We start from the raw sequence: 22304 nt of genomic DNA, 5'->3' as shown, positions 1-22304 counted from the left end.
CTTTAGATTCACGCGTCAGCACCGCACCACCTGACGCGTCCACCCCCCACGAAGGGCCATGCGGACATGCCCAGACCTCTCTCCCCGACCTTCTCAACCTCCTCTTCTCGGTTCGCCGTTCTCGCCGTTCTCTCCTCCCTGATCACCGCGCTGTTCACGGTGACGCCCGCTCAGGCCGCCGACGGCTCGATCACCGGGCTCGCCGGCAAGTGCGTCGACGTGGCCGGTGCCAGCACCGCCAACGGGACCGCCGTACAGCTCTACGACTGCAACGGCACCGCCGCCCAGATCTGGTCCAACTCCGCCGACGGCACCCTGCGCGCGCTCGGCAAGTGTCTGGACGTCGTCGATCGCGGTACCGCCGACGGCGCCCAGGTCCAGCTGTGGGACTGCTCCGGTGGTTCCAACCAGCAGTGGGTGGTCAGTTCGGCGAACGACATCGTGAACCCGGCCGCGAACAAGTGCCTGGACGTCACCGGCAACAACAGCGCCAACGGCACCCGGCTGCAGATATGGACGTGCAGTGGCGGGGCCAACCAGAAGTGGAACGCGCCCGCGCGCGGCGGTGGCGGCACCCCGTCGGGATTCGTCGTCAGCGAGGCGCAGTTCAACCAGATGTTCCCGAGCCGGAACTCGTTCTACACGTACAGCGGCCTGGTCGCCGCGCTCAACGCCTACCCCGGCTTCACCACGACCGGCAGCGACACCGTGCGCAAGCAGGAAGCCGCCGCCTTCCTCGCCAACGTGAACCACGAGACCGGCGGACTGGTCCACATCGTGGAGCAGAACACCGCCAACTACCCGACCTACTGCGACTGGAACCAGCCGTACGGCTGCCCGGCGGGGCAGGCCGCCTACTACGGGCGCGGCCCGATCCAGCTGTCGTGGAACTTCAACTACAAGGCCGCCGGTGACGCCCTCGGCCTCGATCTGCTGGGCAACCCCTGGCTGGTGCAGAACGACGCGTCCGTCGCCTGGAAGACGGGCCTTTGGTACTGGAACACCCAGAGCGGGCCCGGCACCATGACCCCGCACAACGCCATGGTCAACCAGGCGGGCTTCGGCCAGACCATCCGCTCCATCAACGGCTCGCTGGAGTGCGACGGCAGGAACCCGGCCCAGGTGCAGAGCCGCGTGGACGCCTACAACCGGTTCACCTCGATCCTCGGCGTCGCGCCGGGCGCCAACCTCTACTGCTGACGGCCGACGCTCACCATGGAGTCGAGATGTGCAAGTTGAGATCCCTCGGCAAGGCCGCGCTCGGGGCGGCCGCCGCGCTGGCGCTCGTCGTCGCCGTCCCGGCGACCGCCGACGCCGCCGTACTGACCCTGCTGCCGCAGAACGCGGACGGCCTGGACCAGACCTTCTCCCCCGCCTACGACTACGACGGCGACGGCTGCTACGCCACCGCCGCCATCGGCGCCGACGGCACCCTCAACCCCGGTCTGAAGCTCGGCGGCGACGTCAACGGCCACTGCCACGACTACGCCCAGCTGGCCAACGCCAACACCTACTCGCGCGCGAAGTGCAACAACGGCTGGTGTGCCGTGATGTACGCCAGCTACTTCGAGAAGGACCAGATCACACTCGGTCCGGCGGCCCTCGGTCACACCCACGACTGGGAGCACGTCATCGTCTGGATCGCCGGCGACCAGGTCCAGTACGTGTCGGTGTCGCAGCACAGCGGCTATCAGCTGGCGACCCGTTCGGCGATCCGCTTCGACGGCACCCATCCGAAGATCGTCTACCACAAGGACGGCGTGTCGAGTCACTGCTTCCGCTTCGCCGGCACCAACGACGAACCGGCGGAGAACGCCACGGGCAACTGGTTCTATCCGCGCCTCGTCGGCTGGAACGGCTATCCCGCCGGATACCGCGACAAGCTCATGAACGCCGACTTCGGCTCGGCGACCATCAAGATCGACGACGGTGACTTCCAAGGAGCCCTGAACTACGCGAAGCCGCCCTCGATCCCCTTCGACCCGTACGCCTGACACCCGGCCCTCCGAGAACCCGAGGCCCGCAGCCCGCGCTCATGTGAGACGACGGCCCCCGCGCACTGACTGAGCCCGCGGGGGCCGTTCCCGTACGCCGTCCCGCCGCCGAGTGGGCCACACCGGGCAGCTGGTTCTACCGTGGATGATGTGGATGACGCGGCCCGGGTGGTCAGCGGCCTCGACACCACGGTCCTCAGGCTCTCGAAGAAAGAGGGAGCGCGATGGATACGACGAGACAGCCAAGGCGCCAGGGGCGTCAGGCGGTAGTCATCGTGCACGGGATGGGCGAGCAGCGACCGCTGGCCGCCCTGAACGGTTTCATCAACGCGGGGCTTCCCGCGGACAAGAGGGGCAACGGGCAGCGCCACTACTACTCCTGCCCCGACATCGTCACCGACTCGTTCGACTCCCGCCGGTATCTGGCACCCGCGGCCGACGGCAGGCCGCAGACGGAGTTCTTCGAGTACCACTGGGCGCACCTGATGCAGGGGAACCTGCTCAGCGACCTGTTCCCGACTTTCCGTCGCCTCCTTCTCCGCAGGCCCGCGAGGGTCCCCGTCGGCCTGCGCGGGATCTGGCTGTCCTGCTGGCTGCTGATCCTCGGCGTTCTCGTGGCCGTTCCGTTCCTCATGCCGAACGGCTGGCACGAGGTGAGCAAGTGGCTGGCCGGTGTGGGCGGCGCCGTCCTGGTGGCCGCCGTCGTGACGGTCCTGGCCTCCCTGAGCCGGTTGCTGAAACGGCAGATCGTCAGCAGCTTCGCCGATGTGGTGCGCTACCTCGACACCTCTCCGCGTTCCTACGCCATGCGCCGCAGCATCCGCCAGGGCTTCGTGGAACTGCTGACCGACCTCCACAACGCCAAGTACGGCAAGAACGACCGCTACGACCGCATCATCGTGGTCGCCCACAGCCTCGGCGCCTACATCGCCTACGACGGGATCAGCTACCTCTGGGCCCGGAAGAACGACGCCGCCGGGGAGAAGGAGCCCCTGGATCCCGGAGCCCCAGACGGACTCCAGCACCTTGAAGACCTCGCGGCCGGCCTTCTCCGTACGACCGGCCCGCGCCCCGACGACCTGCACATCAAGGACTTCCAGCAAGCCCAGAACCGGCTGTGGCGAGGCCTGCGCGCCCAGGGCCACCCCTGGAAGATCACCGACTTCGTCACCTGCGGCACCCCGATGTACTTCGCCGATGTCCTCTACACCCGCACGCCTGAGGAATTCGACCGGCGCGTGCAGCGCCAGGAACTGCCCACCTGCCCGCCACAGAGCGAACAGCACACCTACGGCGAGCCCGGCACTCCCCCGCGCTACTCCTACACACGGCACGACCGACGGACCGTGCTGCACGACGGGGCCCCCTTCGCCGTCGTGCGATGGACCAACCTCTGGTTCGCCTGGCGGCCGGAGAACTTCGGCATCGAGGGCGACGCGTTCGGCGGCCCCCTGCAACCCTTGTTCGGCAACGGCATCCGTGACATCGCCCTGCGCAACAACGGCAGATGGGCCCGCTTCCCGGGAGTGGCCCACACGCGCTACTTCAAATACCCCGACGACCTCTCACAAGGCTCCGTCACCAGCTACCTGCGGCAGGCACTGGCCCTCGACGACCTCCAGGCGACGGCCACCGCGGAGCAGGTCGCCTACGCACTGTCGCTCCTGGCGAAGGCAGGCTTCTCCACCGACGTCGTCGACGCCACCTACGCTCAGCTCAATCCCCCGCCCTCCACCGGAACTCCCGTCAGGGTCTGGCTCCGCGCGATGCCCCGGCCTGCCGCCCACGCCCTCATCGCCGAACTGGAAATGCTCGCTCAGCGTGCCGCGCCGCTTCCGCAACACCTCGCTGATGGGCCCGGCCCGGTCTCGTCGTCGGATCAGCCGAGGCGAAAAGAGGTCAGCGGGTAGTCGGAGGCTGCGAGTGGAGTGAGTCGCCGATCGCAGGCAGCCCGCCTTCAGCCCTGGGCACGCCCGTAGATCGCCCCCAAGAAGACCGGCACGAGCGTGTCCAACAGGCGCTCCTCAGGCACAGCCGGTGTCTGGCCGCTGAACGTGCTGAACAGGGACCGCTCAACCATGGAGTTCAGCACGGTGGCCAGGTCGCGGGCCGGGACGCCGTCGGGAGCCGCCCCACGTCGACGCTCGGACTCGATCGCCTCCGTCACCTCCACCACGAACTGCTCCATGACCTGCGACCACAGGTCCCTGACGGCGGCACTGGTGTACTGCGCCGCCGCGGCGGCGGCGGTGATCGCCCGGTGGCCGGAGAAGGTCGCGCAGAACGGACCGATGGCGTCGCGCCAGCCCTGTTCCTCGCCGTCGGCGAGCCGCTGGAGTGCGTCACCACGGTTCGACCGGGCCTCTTCGACGACCCGGTCGAACAACGCCAGGAGCACCTGCTCCTTGGACGTGAAATAGAAGTAGAAGGTCGGCCGGGAGATACCCGCACCCTTGGCCAGCTGGTCCACGGAGATCTCGGACAGCGGCCGCTCGCCCAGGAGCCGTTCCGCGGTGGCGAGGATCGCCCGCTCCCGGTCGTCCCCGCTGAAGCCGCGTGCCCTGCGTCCCCTCGTCGACGGTGCGGGCGACGGCTCGATTGCGGAGTCCATGGCGGGAGCCTACCAATCACGTTCCCGACAGAGCGTTGACTTAATCGACACCATGTCGAATGCTGTGTCCCGGCCCCTCCGCCGCCCCCTTCCGGGCCGGTGGATCACGCCCTACGTCAACGTCGACGACTCAGGGAGCTGCGGACATGGCGCAATCGCCCCACCGAAAACGACTCGCGTCACCCCTGGACATCGGCTCGATGACGGTCACCGGACGGCTGTTCAAGTCCGCCACCAGCGAGACCCGCGCCGACGCCGACGGGTTCGTCACCGACGAGCTGCTCGCCTTCTACGAGCCGATGGCCGAGGCCGGTACGCCCTTGATCGTCACGGGCAATCTGTACGTCTCCCCGCAGGGCAAGTCGGCCGGACGCCAGGCGGGCATCGACGCCGACGACAAGATCCCCGGCCTTCGGGAGTGGACCGGTCTGGCCCACCGGCACGGTGTCCCGCTCGTCGCCCAGCTCAACCACGGCGGCCGGCAGATCGCCCAGCCGGCGCCGGGCACCGACCGGATCGTCTCCGCGTCCGACGTACGGGAGCCGCTGTACGGGACGAAGCCGTCGCCGCTGCGGCTGGACGAGATGCCCGGGGTGGTCGAGTCGTTCGTGGCGGCCGGCGAGCGGGCCCGGGAGTCCGGATTCGACGGCGTGCAGATCCACGCCGCCCACGGCTACCTGCTCAGCCAGTTCCTCACCCCGCACACCAACCGCCGTACCGACGCCTACGGCGGCAGCCTCGACAACCGCGCCCGGCTGCTCGTCGAGGTGCTCAAGGGCCTGCGCGCGCATCTCGGCGACGGCTATCCGATCCTCGTCAAGATCAACGGCACCGACGATCTCCCCTTCCGCAGGGGAGCGACGACGGAAGAGCTCGTCCGGGTCGCCGTACGGCTCCAGGACGAGGGCGTCGACGCCGTCGAGATCTCCCGGGGGCACTACGAGTCCTGGCCCGGCATGATCCAGGGCAGGTACCGGGGATTCATCCGGACCAGCCTCACCGAAGGAGCCGGCCAGCACGTCTCCGCCCGGCGCAGGGCAGTCACCCTCGCCGTCGCGCCATTGATCGAACACGTCGCCGAGCGACTGCGCCCACCGCTGGAAGGCTTCAACCTGCCTCAGGCCGAGCAGTTCTCCCGCGCCCTCGACGTCCCCGTCATCTGCGTCGGCGGATTCCACACCAGGACGGGCATGGAAGCGGCCATCGCGAGCGGGAGGACCGACGCCGTCTCGGCGGCCCGCGCCATGATCGCCGACCCCTATCTGTACCGGAACGTCCTCGGCGACGTGGCCGACCGGCCTGTCTGCGGCTACTGCAACGGCTGCATCGCCCGGTTCAGCGGCCTGCCCGTGGACTGCTACAGCGACGAGATCCGCCGCGACCGCGACGACATGATCGAAAAGCACCGCACCAGGACCGGAGAGTAAGCATGCGCACCAGACGCAAGGAGACCGCCGACCTGGTCGGCCGCACGGTCGTCATCACCGGCGGCGCCCAGGGCATCGGACTCGAAACAGCGCGCGAGGCGGTCCGCCGCGGCGCGCGCGTGGCCCTGCTCGACATCCACGCCGATGCGGTGATCCGGGCTGCGACCGAGCTGGGCGACACGACGACCGCGCTCGGCCTGACCGCAGACGTGTGCGACTCCCCGTCCCTGGAGCGGGCGCTTGCCCAGGTGACCGAGGCGTTCGGCGGCTACGACACTGTGGTCGTCAACGCTGGAATCGGGACCGGCATGAGGACCTTCCAGGCCACCACACCGGCCGACTTCCAGCGGATCATCGACGTCAACCTGCACGGCTCCGCCAACACGGTCAGAGCATCTCTCGACCAAGTCGTCGCCGCGCGCGGCCAGTACGTCATCGTCTCGTCGGTCCTCGCCTTCAACAACGGTGCTCTTCAGTCCCCTTACGCCACCTCAAAGGCGGCCGTCGAGTCTCTCGGACGTTCACTGAGGAGCGAACTGGCCCCTCAGCAAGTCGATGTGACGATCGCCTACTTCGCCTACATCGACACGGCCATGAACGCGGCCGTCTGGGCCGACGAGGCCGGCCGGAGCTACAGCGCCTCGATTCCCGGTTTCCTGAAGACCCCACTGAGTCCCGCCATGGCAGGCCGCGGCCTGGCGGATGTGATCGCCGTACCGCGCAAGACCCTGGTCGTACCCGGGCGTTGGAAGACACTGCTGCTCCTTCGCGGGCTGTGGGGCCCGCTGTCCGACCGGGTGCTCGGGAGGGACGAGGGCTTCACGACAGCCGTGCGACTCGCGGACCGGCCGAGGACGCTCACGTGACGCCGAGGGCGTCGACCAGGTCGAGGTCGGGCAGTTCGAGCGAGCAGATCCGCGCGGCCTCGTCGGCGGTCATGCCGAAGTGTCGCAGCAGCCCGCGCACGATCAGGTCCGAGGAGCGTGCGTCGTCGCGGTCGGGCTGGGCGTGCAGGAGCGTACCCAGGGCGAGTTGGGCGCTGACCGTCATCGCCAGGGCGAGGTCCAGGTCCTCCACCTCGAACCGGCCGGCTTCGATCGCGTTCTGGATATCCCGGCGAGCCCGGGGTCCCAGGCCGCGGTCGGAGTGGACCACGTCCAATCCGTGCTTCAGCAGGACCCTGCTGAGCTGCGGGTAGCGGCGATGCAGGCGGCCGGTCATGCGGAAGCTCTGGGCGTACGCGACCGCCGGGTCGTCGATCTCCGCGGTCAGCCGGTCCATGAGGCCGCCGAACCACTCCATCGCCTCCTCCACCGCGGTGCGGAAGAGGTCCTCCTTGGTGGTGAAGTGGTTGTAGAACGAGCCGACCCCGACGTCGGCCAGTTCCGTTATCTCCAGGACCGCGACGTCGGTACGCCCCTCGGCCAGCAGCCGCTGCGCCGCGCACACCAGCGCGTTCCGCGTCCGCGCCCGCCGCTGGTCGACTCGCCGGGACGTGCTCCGCTCGGCCATCGCATCCTCCCTCGCACCCACGCCGATTCAGAGTTGAAGATATCATCAACTCTTTTGTGATCCGATCCCGCGCACATGTCCGTCTCGTTTTCTGAATGTTTCGTCAGCCCTATTGACTGACATCACTATCGGAAGTGACGATTTCTTCAGGAGGTGGTGACCATGGCTGTTCACCCCGGCACCCACAACGACCTGCACTCCGAGCAGGGCGCGCTGCCTGGAGAGCATCCGGGGCGCGCGGCGAACCCGTTGATCAAGGTCCACGACATCGCGTGGCTGGAGTTCGCCAAGCCCGACCTGGACCGTGCCGAGGTCTTCGGCAGGGCGTTCGGCTTCGTGACGTCGTACCGCGACGGTCGCGAGCTGCATCTGCGGGGCAGCCAAGCGGGAGCCCCCTGCGTGATCATCCGCAAGGGCCGCCGGTCCCGGTTTCTCGGGCCGGCCTTCCGGGCCGTGGAAACCCGCGATCTGCTGCGCCTGGGAGACGCGCTCGGCGTCCGGGTGCGTCCGCTACCCGAGACGCTGGGCGGGTCGGTGATCGAGCTGTCCGCCCCCGACGGGCTGCGCGTGCGGGTGGTCGCGGACACGGACGAGCTGCCCGCCCTGTCGGGGCAGGATCCGCATCGGTTCAACTTCGGCGGCGACATCGACCGGGCCAACGGCACCCAGCGACCACCCCGTGAGCCGGCCGGTGTGCGGCGCCTGGGACATGTCGTTCTCCAGTCGACGACGTACCGGCGCACGCTCGACTGGTACCTGGAGCACCTCGGCCTGATCGTCAGCGACTTCCTCTTCTACGAGGGGCAGCGCGAGCGCGGCCCGACGATGAGCTTCATCCGCTGTGACCGCGGCGGCACGCTCACCGACCACCACACCCTCGCCCTGACGCTCGGGCCCTCCAACCGGTATGTGCACTCGGCGTACGAGGTCACCGACCTCGACGCGCTCGCCGCCGGCGGCCAACACCTGCTCGACCAGGGCTACTTCCGCTCCTGGGGGATCGGGCGGCACATCCAGGGCAGCCAGATCTTCGACTACTGGCGCGACCCCGACGGCTTCCTGGTCGAGCACTTCACCGACGGCGACATGTTCGACAGCACTCTCGAACCCGGCTGGGCGCCCATGACGGCCTCCGGGCTCGCGCAGTGGGGACCGCCGGCGACCAAGGACTTCCTGGGCATCGCCCCGGGACGGGAGGCGCTGGCCGAGCTGCGCTCGATCCTCGCCTCTCTGCGAAAAGACGACAACGAGTTCGACCTCGACCGCCTGCGCGGCCTTCTGAAAGTGGCTTCCTCGTGAGTATCACCGTCCTCCGTACCCCCGGCTCCTGGTGGGTCGCGCTCGACGAGCACGAAGCCGTACCCGTCGACACCACCGCGACCACGACCGCCGAACTGCTGGACGACCTGACGGCGGTCAGCGCGGCCCGTTCGGGCGGGCCGTCCGCGCAGGCGCGCAGCATCAGCACCCTCCAGCTGGTCTCCCCGGTCACCGCCCCGTGCCGGGTGGTCGCACAGATGACCAACTTCGTCTCCCACGTGCGCGATTCGGGCATGGACCCCGCGACCGTCCCGCTGACGTTCTTCCGCAAGACCTCGGGATCGATCACCGGACCCTTCGACGAGATCGTGAAGCCCGCCCACGTCCGGTTCCTCGACTACGAGATCGAACTCGGCCTCGTCATCGGGCGCCCCCTGAAGGTCGGCGCCACCGTGACCGCCGCCAACTGGAAGGACCACGTCGCCGGCCTGGTCATCACCAACGACATCTCCGCACGCGACGTCCAGCTGCCCAAGACCCAGTTCTACGAGGCCAAGTCGTACCCGACCTTCACGCCGGTCGGCCCCTCCCTCGTCCTCCTCGACGCCGACGAACTCGACCGGCTCTCCCAGCTGCGGCTCGTCCTCAAGGTCAACGGCGAGATCCGCCAGAACAGCGACCTCGCCGAGATGATCTACAACCCGCTCCAGGCCCTCCAGGAGCTGTCCCGCTTCCAGGCCCTCGCGACCGGTGACCTCATCCTCACCGGCACACCCGGTGGGACGGCCCTCAAGGCCCCGCCCAAGGCGGTGGAGATCATCGGCTCCCTGTTGCCTCCGGCGGCCAAGTGGAAGGCCTTCTTCAAGGCCCAGGCGAAGAACGACAGATACCTCCGCGACGGCGACGTCGTGGAGCTGTCCATCCGCACCCCCGACGGGGCCATCGACCTCGGCATCCAGCAGAACAAGGTGAGGTACGCGTGACCACCAACACCGACACCGCCGACACCGCCATGACATGGCCGCGCTACGACCGGCCCGGCGACCTGGCCGCCATCGAGGCCGTACCGCTCGCCGACCGCGGCCTGCCCGCAACGTCGTACGACTTGCTGCGTCGTGCGGCCGGGCAGTGGCCCGAGCGGACCGCGCTCACCGTCCTGCCCGAAGCCGCGTCCTGGCGCACGCCCGAGAACCGCACGTACGCGGAGCTGCTCGCCGACGTGCACCAGGCGGCCAACGCCCTGCACCGGCTCGGCATACGCCGCCACGACACCGTCGCGCTGCTCTCCACGAACTGCGACGAGCTGCTCACCGCCCTCCTGGCCGCCCAGCTCGCCGGCATCGTCACTCCCGTCAACCCGGCACTCGCCCGCGATCACGTGGCCGAGCTGATCCGCCGCTCCGGTGCCCGCGTGGTCGTGACCGCGTCCCCGGAACTGGACGCGGAGTCCTTCGCGACGAGCGCGGCGCTGGCCGAGGCGGGACTGGTGGATCACGTCCTGGTGCTGCGTCCGACCGCCGCCAAGGCCCCCGCCGCGGTGCTGCCGAAGGCGGGGGAAGCCACCGTGGCGTACCTTGCCGACGCCGTGGCCGACTGTCCACGCGAGCGGTTCCTCGGAGAGCCGCCCACCGCCGCTGACCTGGCCTCCTTCTTCCACACCGGCGGCACGACCGGGGCTCCGAAACTCGCCGCCCACACCCATGCCAACGAGATCGCCGACGCCTGGACGATCGCGGCCAACTCGCTGCTGGACGAGGACTCGGTGGTGTTCGCCGCGCTGCCGCTCTTCCACGTCAACGCGCTCGTCGTCACGCTGCTCGCGCCGTTGTTCCGGGGCCAGCGGGTCGTGTGGGCGGGGCCGCTCGGCTACCGGGACATCGCGCTCTACGGCGAGTTCTGGCGCATCGTCGAGCACTACCGGATCGCCACCATGAGCGGCGTACCGACCGTGTACGCCGTCCTGGCCACCGTGCCCGTCGGCGGGGCGGACATCAGCTCGATGCGCGGCGCGGTGGTGGGCGCCTCCGCGCTGCCCGAGGGCGTGCGGACGAGCTTCGAGGCGGCGACCGGCATCACGCTGCTGGAGGGGTACGGCCTGACCGAGGCCACCTGCGCCAGCGTCCGCAGCTTCCTGGACGTCCGCCGTCCCGGATCGGTCGGGCAGCGGATGCCGTACCAGCACCTCCGGATCGGGGACGGGCTGCCGCCCGGGGAGGTCGGCACGATCTTCGTCAGTGGCCCCACGGTCTTCCCCGGCTACGTCGAGGGCCGCGACGAGAACGGCTACCGGATCAGCGGGCAGGGCAAGGTGGTCGACGGCTGGCTGGACACCGGCGACCTCGGTCACCTGGACGAGGACGGCTTCCTCTACCTCACGGGCCGCGCGAAGGACCTCATCATCCGCGGCGGCCACAACATCGACCCACGGGTCATCGAGGACGCCCTGCTCTCGCACCCCTCGGTCACGGGCGCCCAGGCCGTCGGCCAGCCCGACCGGCGGGCGGGTGAGGTACCGGTGGCGTATGTGACGGTCGGGAACGACATGGTCGGCGAGGCCGACCTCCTCGCCTGGGCAGCGGAACACGTCGGCGAGAAGGCGGCCGCCCCCAAGGCCGTACGCGTCCTCGACGCCCTGCCCGTCACCGCGGTCGGCAAGCCGTACAAGCTCCCGCTGCGCGCCGACGCCACCCGCCGTGTGCTGGCCGAGGCTCTCGTCGACCTCGACGACGTCGAGGAGATCCGCGCCGATGCCGACTCCGGGACGGTGACGGTCACCGTGACCCTGCGGACACGGGCGGCCGAGGCCGAAGTGGCGCGCAGGCTCGGCGACTTCGCCGTGCCCTGCCGCATCGTCACGCCGGAGGGCGACTGACATGACCGCCCTCGACAACACCGTCGGCGGCTACCGCGTCATCGGCGCACTCGAAGTCGTGGTGGCCTACCTGATCGCCCTCCTCCGGAAATGAGCCACGCGATGACCAAACCAACACCGCCGACGGTCGAGCAGACCGCGGTGCTCGTGGTCGGGGCGGGCCCGGTCGGCCTGACCCTGGCCCTGGAACTCGAACAGCACGGGGTGCAGACCCTGCTCGTGGAGCGGAACGCCTCCACCACCCGGCATCCGAAGATGGACGTCACCAACGGCCGCAGCATGGAGCTGTACCGCCGCCTCGGCGTCGCCGACGACCTGCGCAAGGTCGCCATCCCCGGCGACCGCCGTACGAAGGTGACATGGGCGACGAACGCGGCCGGCTGGGAGCTGGCCTCCTTCGAGTACCCCAGCGTCGACGACATGCGGGCGAAGAACCGCGAGCGCAACGACGGCACCGGGCCCCTGGAGCCCTGGATGCGGGTCTCCCAGGTCATCCTCGAACCGGCGCTGCGGGATCTGCTGGAGGACCGCGCGCAGCACGTGAGCGTGCGGTACGGGTGGGGGCTGGAGAGCTTCGAGGAGGACGCCGACGGCGTCACCGCCCACCTGGTCTCCGCCGACGGCACCAGCCGCCGCACCGTCCGCGCCCGCTACCTCGCCGGCTGCGACGGCGCCGGCAGCCGCACCCGCAGGCAGCTCGGCATCGGCCTGGACGAGATCGACCTGCGCAAGCTGGTCGTCAAGGAGATCGGCCTGCCCCGCACGGTGGCCGCCCTCGCCCGCGCCTTCCGGGAGCGGCGGGAACGCCCGGCGGACGGCCGCTTCTACCTGGTGCACTTCACGACGAAGGACCCGCGGGTCCTGCGCCGGTTCGGCACCGTCTGGCACCTCCAGTCCCCCGACGGCTGGACCCTGATCTCGCAGAACGACGGCGACACCTTCACCCTCCACGCCCCCCTCGGCATGGGCACCGACGCCGACCGCATCGACCCGCGCGAGTTCCTCTACGACCGTCTCGGCTGCCGCTTCGAGGCGGACGTGCTGGTCGCCAACGCCTGGACACCGCGCCTGACCGTCGCCGACTCCTTCGGCCGCGGCCGGGTCTGGCTCGCGGGCGACGCCGTCCACCAGGTGACCCCGACCGGCGGCTACGGCATGAACACCGGCGTCGGCGACGCCGTCGGCCTGGGCTGGGCGCTCGCCGCGGTCCTCCAGGGCTGGGGCGCCCCCGACCTCCTGGCGGCCTACGAGCATGAGCGCCGGTCCGTGGCCCTGCGCAACCGGCAAGCCGCCGCCCGGCACGCCCTCGTACGGGCCGCCGCCATGACGGCCAACCGGGCCGAACTGCACAGCGAACGCTGGCTCGGCGCCCGCACCCGGCAGCGCGTCGGCCGCGAGATCCTCGACCTGGGCAACCTCGAGAACGAGGCACTCGGCATCGAACTCGGCTACCGCTACGACAGCTCACCCGTCGTCTGCCCCGACACCGCACCCGGCGCGAGGGCACCGCGTCTGACGATGGACGAGTACGTCCCGAGCACCTGGCCGGGTGCGCGACCCCCGAGCGTCCTGCTGGCCGACGGCAGCGCGCTGTTCGACCTCTTCGACGCGACCGGATTCACCCTGCTGCGCTTCGCCGACCACGACGTCACCGCGCTCACCGACGCCGCCGCCGAACGCGGCGTCCCCCTGGAGGTCGTCGACGTGCGCGATCCGCACGCCCGCGCCCTCTACGAACGGGACCTGGTCGTCGTACGACCCGACCAGCACGTCGCCTGGCGCGCAGACACCGTGCCCGCCGACCCGCTGCACGTCATCGACCGTATCCGGGGCGCCCGCCAGTCCGTACAGGAGCAGACATGAGCCGACCGGTGAAGACCACCTCCTACATGTCCCCCGTCTGGTTGCGCGCCGACCTGCCGAGGGAGGAAGCCCTCGGGTACTGGGCCGGGCCGCACGCCCGGATCGCCGGGCGGCTGCCCAACATGGCCGAGTACGTGCAGCGGCACTTCTCGCCAACCGACCACGGCTACTGGCCGGCGTCCCCCACCGTGGGCACGGTGGTCCCGCCGAGCTGGCGCTGCGACGGCGTGGCCGAGGTCCGCTTCGGGAGCACGGCCGCCGCGCTGGGTATGCCGATGCACATGCGGGAGGTCTACCTCGACGAACAGAACGTCTTCGAACGGGTTCTGGGACAGGTCACCGGCCCCGGCGGAGGCCGCTGGTGGACCGACGGGCACGACGACGCCGTAGGCCATCGCACGGTTCTGCTGCTGCGGCGACGCCGAGGCGTGAGCGGCCGTACCTTCCGGCGGTTCGTCCACGACCGCATCGGCCCGGCACTCCAGGAGGCCGGCGCGCGCGATCTGCGGACGTACACCTTCCTGCCGTGGTCACGGTTCGTGCACCCCACGCCCGGCGTCTGCCACGACAACCCGGCCTTCCGCCGCTATCACGCGAGCGTCGTCGTCGGAGCCGACAGCCGTGCCGCCATGGCCGACCTGCTCAAGTCCGAGCAGGTCACCGGAATCGTGGCCGAGCAGCGGGCGGTGCTGGCAGCCGTCCACGCCTACACCGTGGAGCGGAGCGTGCCGGTCATCCGCATCGGTTCGACGCCGGTCACTGCTTAGAACGCGATCGCAGGCGTCGAGGGGAGCAGTCCGCGGATCCTCGTCGGCGCCGACGCGCAGATCACCGACCTGCTCGTACGGCTGGTGCCGCGCCGGTACGCCCGGCTGGTGGTGGTCCTGAAGGGTCAGGCGCGAGCCCGTTTCAGGCCGGGGTTCTGCCGTACGAGCGCGGGCAGCAGGAGGCGTCGGGGAGTCAGCCGCATCAGGCGGCTGACGATCCGCATGGGCAGTCCGGCGACCACCACTCCGCGGTCGCCGTCGAGGGTGTCGACGCCGATCCTCGCCACCTCGCGGGACGGCATGTACAGGAACGGCGGATAGCCGTCGCTCTCCAGCCCGGCGGACTGGGCGAACTCGGTGTGCACCGGGCCGGGACAGAGCACCGCGACCGTGACGCCCGTGCCCGCCAGCTCCGCGCGCAGCCCCTCGCTGTAACGCTGCACGAACGCCTTCGTCCCCGCGTAACCGGACTGGCCGGGCTGCGGGACGAAGCCGCTGACGGATCCGACGTTGAGGATCGCGCCGCGTCCGCGGGGCACCATCTGCTGCACCGCGCGGGTGGTCAGGTCGATGACCGCCTCGACGTTCACCCGCACCTGGGCGATCTCGGCCTCGACCGGGGAGTCGGCCACCGCGTCGATGGTGCCGATGCCGGCGTTGTTGACCAGGATGTCCACCGTGAGGCCCCGCTCGGCCACCGTGTCGAACAGCCGCGCGCGCTGCTCGGCGTCGGCCACGTCGCAGGCGACGACCTCGACCCGGACGGCCCCGGAGAGCTCGGCGGCCAGGTCGCGCAGCCGGTCCTCGCGCCGGGCCACCAGGGTGACGCCGTGGCCGCGACCGGCCAGTTCGCGGGCGATGTCCGCGCCGATGCCGGACGAGGCGCCGGTCACGACCGCGGTGCTGGTGGGGTACGGCGTCGGCAGAGGCATACTTCGGCCCCTTCGCAGTAGACCTTGTTCGACAAGGTGGCGGGTGGACTAGGCGGTGTCGAGCGTGCGGACACCGGCGCGCAGAAAGGCCATCGCCTTGTCGACGTGGGCGTCCTCCGCGTGAAGGCAGACCTCGCTGATGATCGCTGCCGCCGCCGCGGCCGCCATACGGGGGCCGAAGTCGTCGGGGGCGTCGCCTCGTTCCTCGGCGAAGATGCGGGCGCCCTCCTGGATCACCTCGGTGAGACGGGCGTTGGTGACGGCCCTCAGCTGCGGGTTGAGGTCGAGCATGCGGTCGTGCAGATGGTCCAGATCGCTGTGCTGGGCGATCTCCTTCCGTAGCCAGACCTCCAGCGCGTCCAGGGTCGTCTGCCCGTCCGGCCGTTCGAGCAGTGCGGCGGCAAGCCGGTCCGCGACCGCGTCGAAGTGGGAGGTCGCCAGCTCCAGCTTCGAGGGGAAGTAGAGCGTGACCGTGCGCGGCGAGACCTCGGCCGCCGCCGCGATGTCGGCGATCGTCGTCGCCTCGAAACCGCGCTCGGCGAACAGTTCGTACGCCGCCCGGAGGATCGCTTCCCTGCGCCGCGCCTTGGAGCGCTCCCGCAGCCCTTCGCTCATCATGACCACCACTTTACCATCGACTGCGATTTTACAGGCAAGTGTAAAAATGCATTACGGTGTAGCGAGTCGAGCTTCGGACAACCGCAGAAGAGAGGGACACGGGCATGGCCTCACGCCTGTACACATGGGCACGGTGGGCGGTACGCCGTCGCGGCAGGGTCGTCGCGGCCTGGCTGCTGTTGCTCGCCGTCGTCGGCGGCCTCGGGATCACCCTGCACGGCAAGGCGACCACCGAGTTCTCGGTGCCGGGGATCGAGTCCCAGCAGGCACAGGACCTGCTGGAGGAGAAGTTCCCCGAGGCGGCGGGCGGGGTGGTCCGGGTCGTCCTCGCGGCCCCCGAGGGCAGCACGCTGACCGAGTCGAAGAACGCGGCGGCCATCGAGGCGAGCCTGAAGAAGGCCGCCGAGGTGTCGGGGGTCGTGGACGTCTCCGACCCGCTCAAGGCCAAGACGGTCTCCCGGTCCCTGCGCATCGGTTACGCGGACGTCCGCTTCCGCGAGCAGGCCAGCGACGTACCGGAGAAGTCCAAGGACGCGCTGTCGGAGGCGATGGACCAGGCCCGGGACGCCGGTCTCGAGGTCGAGTTCGGCGGCTCGGCGATGGAGGCCAAGACCGAGGTCGGCGGCCCAGCCGAGATCGTCGGCGTGGTGATCGCCTTCGCCGTCCTGGCCCTGGCCCTCGGCTCGCTCGTAGCGGCCGGACTGCCGCTGCTCACCGCCCTGGTGGGGGTGGCGATCGGTGTCCTGGGCGTGGAGTTCATGACCCGGTACGTCGAGATGACGTCCACCGCCACCGTCCTCGCCCTGATGATCGGGCTGGCCGTGGGCATCGACTACGCCCTGTTCATCATCTCCCGCCACCGCGAGCAGCTCGCCGATCCCGAACAGGACGTCGAGGACTCCATCGCGCGTGCCGTGGCCACCGCCGGAGGCGCGGTCGTCTTCGCCGGGGCGACCGTCATCATCGCGCTGGCCGCGCTGGCGGTCACCGGCATCCCGTTCCTGACCGTCATGGGCCTGGCCGCCGCGGCCACCGTGGCGCTCGCGGTGCTGGTCGCCGTCAGCCTCGTCCCCGCCGCCCTCGGCTTCTTCGGCGAGCGGATGCGCCCACGCGACCGCCGTACCCGTACAGCCGATACGACTCGTACGACCGGTACGGCCCGTACGACCGAACGCGCCCCCGGCGCCTGGGGCCTGGCCTGGGCACGTGCGGTCACCCGCAAGCCCCTGCTCGTCCTCCTGGCCGGAGTGGTCGGCCTGCTCGCGCTCGCCGTCCCCGCCCGCGACCTGCGACTCGGCCTGCCGAGCAACGCCTCACAGCCGGTCGACAGCACCCAGCACAAGAGCTACGACCTCCTCACCGAGGGCTTCGGGCCCGGCTTCAACGCCACCCTCACAGCCGTAGTCGACCTCGACGGCGTTCCGGCCGCGGATCGCACGGCTACCGTGACACACCTGCGGACGGCCCTGGCGGGCGACCGCGGGGTGGCCGTCGCCGCCGCGCCGGTCACCAACGCCGACGCGACCCTCGCCGTCATCGCCGTCGTCCCGAAGACCGGCCCCGACGCGCAGGCCACCACCGACCTGGTGCACCGGCTGAGGGACAACGCCACCACGGTCGAGAAGGCCGGCGGCACCCTCTACATCGCGGGCCAGACGGCCGCGGCGATCGATGTGGCGGGCAAGCTGTCCGACGCGCTGCCGCTGTTCATCGCCATCATCGTGATCCTGGCGCTGATCCTGCTGACCATCGCCTTCCGGTCCCTGCTGGTTCCGGTGAAGGCGGCCCTCGGCTTCCTGCTGTCGGTCGCCGCGTCGCTCGGCGCCACGGTCTGGGTCTTCCAGAACGGCAACCTGAACGGTGTGCTGGACATCCCTTCGGCGGGCCCGGTCACCAGCTTCCTGCCGGTCCTCCTCATCGGGGTGCTCTTCGGACTCACCATGGACTACGAGGTGTTCCTCGTCAGCCGCATGCGCGAGCACTACGAGCACACCGGCGACGCCGCCGAGGCCGTCACACAGGGGTTCGCCCGCAGCGGCCGGGTGGTCAGCGCCGCCGCGCTGATCATGGTCGCGGTGTTCGGGGGCTTCGTCTTCAACCACGACCCGATCATCAAGTCCATCGGCTTCGCCCTGGCCTTCGGCGTCTTCGTCGACGCATTCGTGGTCCGCATGACCCTGGTCCCGGCGGCCATGGCCCTGCTCGGCCGCCGCGCCTGGGGGCTGCCCGGCCGGCTCGACCGCATCACCCCCGACGTCGACATCGAAGGGGCGAAACTGCCGGCCCGCGCCGCACAGCGGGGAGACCAGCCCGCCGCGGCCGAAGAGAAGCAGCGCGAGGCCACCGTGAGCTGAGCACCCCGGACCGGCGCGGGAGGAGCCATGAGCGAGCGCTCTGACGAGGACGACCAGGAAGCCGAGCCGTACGAGCCTCACTACCCCCCTTACGACCCCTACAGTTCCTGTACCTGTCGGCGTCAAGAGGCCGACACGGCCTGAGCCACCAGACACGTCCTGTGCGCCGACCGTCCCGAGCGGACCGCCGGCGCACAGTACGGTCATGGCCACCGCCGCCCGCTCAGCAGGAGCCAGGCGCAGGCGAAGCCGGACAGGCCTGCCGATGCCGAACTCGGCATACAGAAGTCCCTCGGCACCGGCTCGCTACGGCGCCCAGGCCCGAAGCGCCGCATCCACCACCGCGTCCACCGTGTCGTGACCGAGCCGGGCGCCCACGAGGAACCGCTGATGGACGAGCGGCCCGACGGTCATCATGGCGAATGTCTCGGCCGTGACGTCGTCGCGCAGGTGCCCCCGGGCGACGGCAGCGGTGACGGCAGGGCGCAGGGAGTCGACGATCTGGGTCAGCACGGTCTGACGGAGGTGCTGCATCCCGTCGTCGTGCTGTGCCCCGCCCAGTACGGCGGCGAGAACGGCCCCGGCCTGGGCGTCGTCGAGCCGCTCGCCGAGCTGGCGCAGGTAATGGACCAGCTCGGCGCGCGGCTCGGCACCGGACGCCGCCCGCACGTCCTCGGGCGCCGGTGACAGGGGCGGCATGCCTGCCTCCAGCGCCGCCAGACGGAGACCGAGCAGGTCGGCCCAGTGACGGTAGACCGTGGCCCGGCCGACTCCGGCTCGGGCGGCAACCGCCTGGTGCGTGACGGCCTCCAGGCCGCCCTCGGTGAGCAGCGTGGTGGCTGCGGTCACCATGGCCGCGCGGCTGCGCACCTGGCGTGGATCGGCCCGCTCCTCCGGCATGTGGCACCCTTCGTGTGAGACACGTTGCCTCACATGCTAGTCGCAGGGTGTCGCGGTCCGGAGGCGTCGTGGGCGCGTCCCCGGCTTGCCTCGCGGGCACGCCTGACCAGGGCGTACGACCGGCTGGTCTGGCGCATGACCAGAGTCTGAAGGGCGAGTTGGAGCCCTCTGTCGACATCGCCTCCGACCGTGAGCCAGAAGTCGGCGGCATGATCGGCGTAGGCCTCCGGGTGACGTCCCACCAGCTCCTCGTAGCGTTCCGCCGCTCGATCCCGCCATGGCCAAGCCTCCTGGTGACGTCCGGCCGCGCGCAGGGCGAGTGCGAGGTGTGCTGGGTACTCGGGGTCGTCGCTCGTCTCCATCAGCGGGCACAGGCGGGCGACAGCGGTCTCGGGGTCACCCAGGAGCAGGTCGACCTCGGCGAGATGCCCGGTCGCCGGTGCGTAGCCCGGCACCCGGCGCCGGGCCGCGTCGAACGAGGACCGAGCCGTGGGCAGATCACCTTCGCGCAGCCACATCACCCCGCGGCGGAAGTCCAGTTGGGCGAGCGGGAAGGGCGAGACGCCCCGGTGAGCGGCGCGCGCCTCGTCGAACAGGTGCTCCGCCTCGGCGGTCTCGCGCCGCTCCGCCTGGAAGACGGCCAACGCCGACAGCTTGGTGAAATCGGGCTGATGGGGCGCCGCGCTCCGCAGCAGGGCACGGGCTTCGGCATGACAGCCGACCGCCTGGAGGATCGACGCCCGTTCAGCTTCCAGGGCGGGCTGCTCCGCGCCGGCCCGGCCCGCCGCGTCGAGGTCGGCCATGGCCTCGGCGAACCGGTGCAGGGTCGCCCGGGTGCGGGCCCGGGCCAGCAGGGCGGCACTGTCCTCAGGTGCGCAACACACCATGTGTTCGGAGAGCTGTGCGGCCCGCTCGTAGTCGGCGACGCGGCCCAGGAGGTGTCCGCGGAGTGTAAGGAGGTCAACCAGGACCGCCTGCTGTGCGACGGCGAGTGGCGCGGTCGAGGCGGCCCGACCTACGGGCGCCGCCATGCCGTCGATCTGGGCCGACAGGTTCACCAGGGCCAGGGTGCCGTTGGTCGTGACCGGTTCCCGGTCGGCGCGCACGGGCCTGCCCGTCATGCCGCTTCCACCCCAGGTTCCGGTTCCGGCGGGGTGAGCAGCGCGGTCATCACCGTCATGAGGTCCGGCGGGCTCGGGTTGGGGGCCACGAGGTACGGGAAGTCGTGCGTGGCCGGCCGGGTGGCCTGGTCGACGCCGTCGCTGATGCGCGGACCGTCGACGCCGCCTACCAGGAGTGTGTAGAGGGTGTCCACGATGTCGTCGTTGGGCGCACGGCCGCCGCAGGTCATGTGGGGGCGTCCGGCGAGCAGCGCGGTCTCGATCTCGAAGCAGCTGTCCTCGGCGAACGGCTTGGAGATGTCGACGACAAGGAAGTCGGCCAGGAGGAGTTCCGTCAGCGGGTGGGTGCCTTGGTCGTCCGGCGGCCAGACGAGCTCTCCGTCGAGGCGGTCGAAGTAGGCCAGGTTGGCGTTGAACCGCGCCCGGTAGGCCTCGGCGTAGTCCGGTCGTAGAGCGAAGGCGTCCTCCTCGTTGTAGAGGTCTCGGATCTCCAGGTCGCTGTTGACGAGGTCGTAGCTCTTGCTCGCCAGAACGACATTCTTGATCTCGGGGCGGCCCATGCGTTCCAGCCGGACCGGGCGCCCGCCGGAGGTCACGGTCTCGCCGACGACGCCGAGCAGGGGGCCGCAGTCCAGGCCGAACACCACTTCGGGGTCCACCTCGACGACGATGCTCAGCACGTTCACCCCTTCGAGGGCGTTGTCCGCGCCGGGACGGAAGGCCAGCTTCTGGGTGGCGTCGGCGGCCAGAACGCCTGCGAGGTCGATGAAGAACGGATCGAGTCGTGGTCCGGCGAAGACCCTCAGCCCATCGGCCTCGGTGGGCTTGTCCCCTCCGACCAGGAAGAGGACCTCCTCACCGCTGGACGTCGTGCAGGTGCCGATCTGAAGGGGGTCGTCGCCGCCGGGGATCCGACCAGGCGTGGCGAAGGTGAAGTCGAGGCCGTACTCGGTGTCGCCGACAGTGAACGCGGCCCGACCTGCGGCCGGGGCGACCGGCCGGACCCGGAAGCGGTAGGTGATCGCATCGGAGAACAGCGCGGTGGGAGCGGCGGCCGGAAACACGTCGAGGACGAGCACCAGGCAGCCGGGGCGGTCCGGGCTGGGAAAGGCGAAGACGTCGGCGACGTCCGACGCGGGGTCGAAGAGGACGCGCGGTCCGGAGAAGTGATCCGCCATCGGGGACTCCTTCGAGTGACGGGTGGGTCGAGGTGCGCCATCTGTGAGACACGATGACTCACAGATGCGCAATGAGTCAACCTGTCTCACAGTGGCGTGCGCCATGTGACTACCTGCGAGTAGCGCGTTGACAAGCCGGAACGGCGAACTGATGATGTAATCAGTTATGCGGGGACGGTCAGAAAGCGGGTTTCCTCCCGCTTGCACGTCACCCTGCGGTGGCCTATTTGTGGCGATACATGGAGTATTGCCGCCCACGCCCAAGGAGAGGCGCCATGAGCGAGAACGACCTGCACGCGAAGTTCCAGCAGTTCCCCGATGCGGTCCGCGAGAAGGTCGAGACCGCACTGTCGGACGCCAAGATCGCCCTCAAGCTGAAGGCCGCCGAGATCCTCGCCGACAAGGAGGAGATGGCCGAACACGCCGTCACCACCGCCGGCCGGATCGGCGCCAAGAGCGGTGAGGTGTCCGAGCTGACGACGATCCTGCCGCTGAAGCCGAACGGCGCAGAGCGGCTGCGGAAATTCTTCGGCCTGCTCAACGGGAACCTGGCGGGCGCCGGTCAGGTCGGCACCCTCCACAACATGCGCTTCGCGTTCCTCGACAACGACACGAAGCTGCTGTTCGCGACCGCCTTCGACGGCGAGTGGGACCCCTACATCGACGACTTCGCCACCAAGATCCCCGACATGATGGACTTCCTGTTCACCAACGTCGAAGGCTGGCCCGGCATCACCTCACCGGACGTGAAGGACTTCATCGTCAAGTACCAGATCCCGGCCGAGGCGTGGTTCGTCGCCCACCCCAACCTCACCGTCGCGGAGGGCCACCGGCTCAAGCGGCAGGAGGCCGCGGTGCAGCGTTTCCTGTCGGACCTCAACTGAAGGCAGGCGCA

General features: G+C 70.1%; 19 protein-coding genes. 12 read left to right on the top strand and 7 right to left on the bottom strand.

Translation table 11 applies throughout. The annotated features are described in order from the left end of the window. Positions 1 to 66: 66 nt before the first annotated feature. The 3 genes from ABZ928_RS18435 (at position 67) to ABZ928_RS18425 (ending at position 3904) form a co-directional block, all read left to right on the top strand. Entirely contained in the window at positions 67 to 1200 is a 1134-nt protein-coding gene (locus ABZ928_RS18435) for a glycoside hydrolase family 19 protein (protein ID WP_361519568.1), read from the top strand. A gap of 26 nt (positions 1201 to 1226) precedes the next feature. Then, the gene (locus ABZ928_RS18430) at positions 1227 to 1994 is read left to right on the top strand and encodes an NPP1 family protein (RefSeq protein WP_361519565.1); all 768 of its coding nucleotides are present in this window, start codon (positions 1227 to 1229) and stop codon (positions 1992 to 1994) included. 284 nt (positions 1995 to 2278) lie between these two features. Further along, a complete protein-coding gene (locus ABZ928_RS18425; RefSeq protein ID WP_361519562.1) occupies positions 2279 to 3904 on the top strand; it encodes a hypothetical protein in 1626 nt (541 codons plus the stop codon). Positions 3905 to 3951: 47 nt separating this feature from the next. On the opposite strand, the gene ABZ928_RS18420 is transcribed toward ABZ928_RS18425, so the two are convergent. Next, on the bottom strand, positions 3952 to 4605 hold the full coding sequence (locus tag ABZ928_RS18420; protein ID WP_361519560.1) for a TetR/AcrR family transcriptional regulator: 654 nt from the start codon (positions 4603 to 4605) through the stop codon (positions 3952 to 3954). A gap of 146 nt (positions 4606 to 4751) precedes the next feature. Between ABZ928_RS18420 and ABZ928_RS18415 the strand changes: the two genes are divergently transcribed. Further along, complete coding sequence (locus ABZ928_RS18415) at positions 4752 to 6032, top strand: NADH:flavin oxidoreductase (RefSeq protein ID WP_361519557.1); 1281 nt, start codon at positions 4752 to 4754, stop codon at positions 6030 to 6032. A 2-nt stretch (positions 6033 to 6034) separates the two neighbouring features. Beyond that, a complete protein-coding gene (locus tag ABZ928_RS18410) occupies positions 6035 to 6898 on the top strand; it encodes an SDR family NAD(P)-dependent oxidoreductase (RefSeq protein ID WP_361519555.1) in 864 nt (287 codons plus the stop codon). Here ABZ928_RS18410 and ABZ928_RS18405 read toward each other — a convergent pair. Then, positions 6891 to 7544 (bottom strand): TetR/AcrR family transcriptional regulator, encoded by a 654-nt coding sequence (locus ABZ928_RS18405; RefSeq protein WP_361519552.1) that lies wholly within the window; start codon positions 7542 to 7544, stop codon positions 6891 to 6893. The genes ABZ928_RS18410 and ABZ928_RS18405 overlap by 8 nt on opposite strands. Positions 7545 to 7706: 162 nt before the next feature. On the opposite strand from ABZ928_RS18405, the gene ABZ928_RS18400 reads away from it, so the two are divergent. The 5 genes from ABZ928_RS18400 (at position 7707) to ABZ928_RS18380 (ending at position 14306) form a co-directional block, all read left to right on the top strand. Beyond that, positions 7707 to 8843: a VOC family protein gene (locus ABZ928_RS18400; protein ID WP_361519549.1), complete on the top strand. Its 1137-nt coding sequence runs from the start codon at positions 7707 to 7709 to the stop codon at positions 8841 to 8843. Then, positions 8840 to 9787 (top strand): fumarylacetoacetate hydrolase family protein, encoded by a 948-nt coding sequence (locus ABZ928_RS18395; protein ID WP_361519546.1) that lies wholly within the window; start codon positions 8840 to 8842, stop codon positions 9785 to 9787. Before ABZ928_RS18400 ends, ABZ928_RS18395 begins: the two co-directional genes overlap by 4 nt. Then, the gene (locus ABZ928_RS18390) at positions 9784 to 11676 is read left to right on the top strand and encodes an acyl-CoA synthetase (RefSeq protein ID WP_361519543.1); all 1893 of its coding nucleotides are present in this window, start codon (positions 9784 to 9786) and stop codon (positions 11674 to 11676) included. The genes ABZ928_RS18395 and ABZ928_RS18390 overlap by 4 nt, the downstream gene beginning before the upstream one ends. A 102-nt stretch (positions 11677 to 11778) precedes the next feature. Beyond that, the gene (locus ABZ928_RS18385; RefSeq protein WP_361519540.1) at positions 11779 to 13539 is read left to right on the top strand and encodes an FAD-dependent monooxygenase; all 1761 of its coding nucleotides are present in this window, start codon (positions 11779 to 11781) and stop codon (positions 13537 to 13539) included. Beyond that, a complete protein-coding gene (locus ABZ928_RS18380; protein WP_361519538.1) occupies positions 13536 to 14306 on the top strand; it encodes a hypothetical protein in 771 nt (256 codons plus the stop codon). Before ABZ928_RS18385 ends, ABZ928_RS18380 begins: the two co-directional genes overlap by 4 nt. 125 nt (positions 14307 to 14431) lie before the next feature. Here ABZ928_RS18380 and ABZ928_RS18375 read toward each other — a convergent pair whose 3' ends face one another. Both ABZ928_RS18375 and ABZ928_RS18370 read right to left on the bottom strand, forming a co-directional pair. Further along, a complete protein-coding gene (locus tag ABZ928_RS18375) occupies positions 14432 to 15238 on the bottom strand; it encodes an SDR family oxidoreductase (protein WP_361519535.1) in 807 nt (268 codons plus the stop codon). Between the two features lie 48 nt (positions 15239 to 15286). Then, positions 15287 to 15856 carry a TetR family transcriptional regulator gene (locus ABZ928_RS18370; RefSeq protein ID WP_361519532.1) on the bottom strand — a complete coding sequence of 190 codons (570 nt, stop codon included), beginning with the start codon at positions 15854 to 15856 and terminating at the stop codon, positions 15287 to 15289. Positions 15857 to 15960: 104 nt separating this feature from the next. On the opposite strand from ABZ928_RS18370, the gene ABZ928_RS18365 reads away from it, so the two are divergent. Then, entirely contained in the window at positions 15961 to 18210 is a 2250-nt protein-coding gene (locus ABZ928_RS18365; protein WP_361519529.1) for an MMPL family transporter, read from the top strand. Positions 18211 to 18516: 306 nt separating this feature from the next. Here the strand turns inward: ABZ928_RS18365 and ABZ928_RS18360 are convergent, their stop codons facing one another. Genes ABZ928_RS18360 through ABZ928_RS18350 form a run of 3 tightly spaced genes read right to left on the bottom strand, consistent with a single transcriptional unit; the run spans position 18517 to position 21409 of the window. Further along, entirely contained in the window at positions 18517 to 19110 is a 594-nt protein-coding gene (locus ABZ928_RS18360) for a TetR/AcrR family transcriptional regulator (protein ID WP_361519526.1), read from the bottom strand. 29 nt (positions 19111 to 19139) lie between these two features. Then, positions 19140 to 20231 (bottom strand): hypothetical protein, encoded by a 1092-nt coding sequence (locus tag ABZ928_RS18355; RefSeq protein ID WP_361519523.1) that lies wholly within the window; start codon positions 20229 to 20231, stop codon positions 19140 to 19142. After that, entirely contained in the window at positions 20228 to 21409 is a 1182-nt protein-coding gene (locus tag ABZ928_RS18350) for a DUF4331 family protein (RefSeq protein WP_361519520.1), read from the bottom strand. Before ABZ928_RS18350 ends, ABZ928_RS18355 begins: the two co-directional genes overlap by 4 nt. Before the next feature lie 275 nt (positions 21410 to 21684). On the opposite strand from ABZ928_RS18350, the gene ABZ928_RS18345 reads away from it, so the two are divergent. Continuing rightward, the gene (locus ABZ928_RS18345) at positions 21685 to 22293 is read left to right on the top strand and encodes a hypothetical protein (protein ID WP_361519517.1); all 609 of its coding nucleotides are present in this window, start codon (positions 21685 to 21687) and stop codon (positions 22291 to 22293) included. The last annotated feature ends 11 nt before the right edge of the window (positions 22294 to 22304 follow it).

Source organism: Streptomyces sp. NPDC046909 (assembly GCF_040644695.1).
Lineage (GTDB): Bacteria > Actinomycetota > Actinomycetes > Streptomycetales > Streptomycetaceae > Streptomyces.
This window is presented reverse-complemented; position numbering and strand designations above follow the sequence as displayed.